This is a genomic window from Synergistaceae bacterium (assembly GCA_017444345.1).
Taxonomy (GTDB): Bacteria; Synergistota; Synergistia; order Synergistales; family Aminobacteriaceae; genus JAFUXM01.
In genome coordinates, this window is sequence record JAFSWW010000076.1 from 1 (window position 1) to 1,936 (window position 1,936).

2 protein-coding genes are annotated in these 1,936 nt (G+C 38.4%); one reads left to right on the plus strand and one right to left on the minus strand.

The features are described 5' to 3' along the window. A partial coding sequence (locus tag IJS99_05160; GenBank protein ID MBQ7561203.1) for a nitronate monooxygenase occupies positions 1-695 on the minus strand: 695 nt, incomplete at its 3' end. A 178-nt stretch (positions 696-873) separates the two neighbouring features. Between IJS99_05160 and IJS99_05165 the strand changes: the two genes are divergently transcribed. Continuing rightward, a partial coding sequence (locus IJS99_05165) for an EpsG family protein (protein MBQ7561204.1) occupies positions 874-1,936 on the plus strand: 1,063 nt, incomplete at its 3' end.

The following is a 1,936-nucleotide window of genomic DNA, read 5'->3' on the forward strand; positions in this document are numbered from 1 at the left end:
CCTTTAGCACCGAGATTAAACACGCGTTCTAAATCTTTCTTGTCCCAGATTCCTCCGGCTGCAATTACGGGAATATCGCATTTCATTTCTTCTGCTACATATTTGACAACATCGGGTACAGCTTGTTCGAGTCTCAATGCCGGGTCGTAAACTTGTTCAATAGTGCTCGCTCCTAAGTGCCCTCCTGCTGTAGCTGGTTCCTCGACTATAAAAGCGTCGGGGAGGCGGTTATATTTTTTCTCCCAGTGCCGAGTAATTAAACTTGCAGCTTTTGCTGAACTAACAATCGGGACTAATGCAACATCGGGAAAATCTTTCGTGTAGTCCGGAAGTCTTAAAGGAAGTCCAGCACCCGAAATTATTATATTTGCTCCGCCTTCAGCAGCTGCTCTCACCTGCCTGTCATAGTCAGTCAATGCGACCATGCAATTAACTGCGATGATTCCATTTTGACCGGCGATATCTTTTGCGCGCAGGATAGCTTCTTTCACGACGATTTCATTTGCTTCAAAATAGTTGTGCTTTTCAGGGACAAACAGCGGCGAATTATGAGCGAGTCCAACGCTGGCTATAGTCCCAATAACGCCGAATTTTGCTGCGTGTCCTGCCAGATTAGGGCCGGATATGTCGACTCCCATTCCTCCCTGTATTAAAGGATAGCGAGGCTGATATTTTCCGATTCTTAAAACAGGCATTGATTGATTCACCTGAGTAACACACTCCTTGAGTAAAATAAATTGCTTGAAGTATATCACGTGAGCTGTAAAAGAATATAAGCTGTAATCATTATTTTTTTGCTGTGATAAATAATTAGCCGGATTTAATATATAATTTATTCGTCAATAAAAATTTTTCAGAGAGGAATTGATATTTATGGGAGATTCAAGCATACAGCCTGAACTTTACGAGTCCGGGCCGTCAAAATTTGAGTGGGCATTAGCATTTATTGTGTTAATAGTGCCGTTTATGTCGTTCTGTTATATTGATACGAAATGCATTATAGCGTATGAAATAAAATTTGCTCAAGCCATATTAAATTTTGATCTCAAATTAGCCTATGACATGCAATATTTTAAAGACTTACAATTGGCCTTGTCGAATTGGGATTTGCCATTAAATTTTACGTTTGGAATCTGGGGAATACCGTTATATTTATGGTCATGCAGGAGCGGTGAGCTTGTGATAAATTTTCATGAAAGTTTTTGGCAGATACTATACGGAAAAAGTATATTGCTGATTGCGTTTATTTTCTCGGCTGTTCTCGTGTATAAAATTTGTCGTGCGATAAATATTAATCCGCAAAAATCGCGTTGGGGAGCATATATTTATTTTACGTCGTCGATGTCAATAAATGTAATAAGTATCATAGGTCAGAGCGATATAATTTGCGTGTGCTTGACTTTATTGGGAGTGCTGGCTTACATTAAGAACGAGGATAAAAAATTTTTGTTCTGGTTTATAATCGGCTCACAGTTTAAGCAATACGCGTTTTTTGTGTTTGTGCCATTGTTATTATTGCGCGAGAAGAATTTATTTAAGATTGCGGGAAAAATATTTTTGCTGGCTGCTGTAACTATAATTTGCAATATACCGTTTATGCTTGTTCCGGAAGCTGCGAAGGCTCGTGCGGGTTTTACTGCTGAGATGCTAATAAAACTTTTAACAAATAGAATGCAGTTATTTCACGGAAGCGCGCCCGTTTTTGTAGTAATGTTAGGTTTATTATGTGTATATTGCTGGCTTCATAAATTTAGCAATAAATCAGACAAGGACGAAATTAATCACCAGACAATTTTTACAGCTATGCTTGCTATGATAATTTTATTTACGAGTTTTCCGACTTATCCTTATTGGCCTATACACATGATCCCATATTTAGCGATAATGACTGTATCGAGTCATATAGATTCACGAAAATTTTTATTGTTAGAATCGC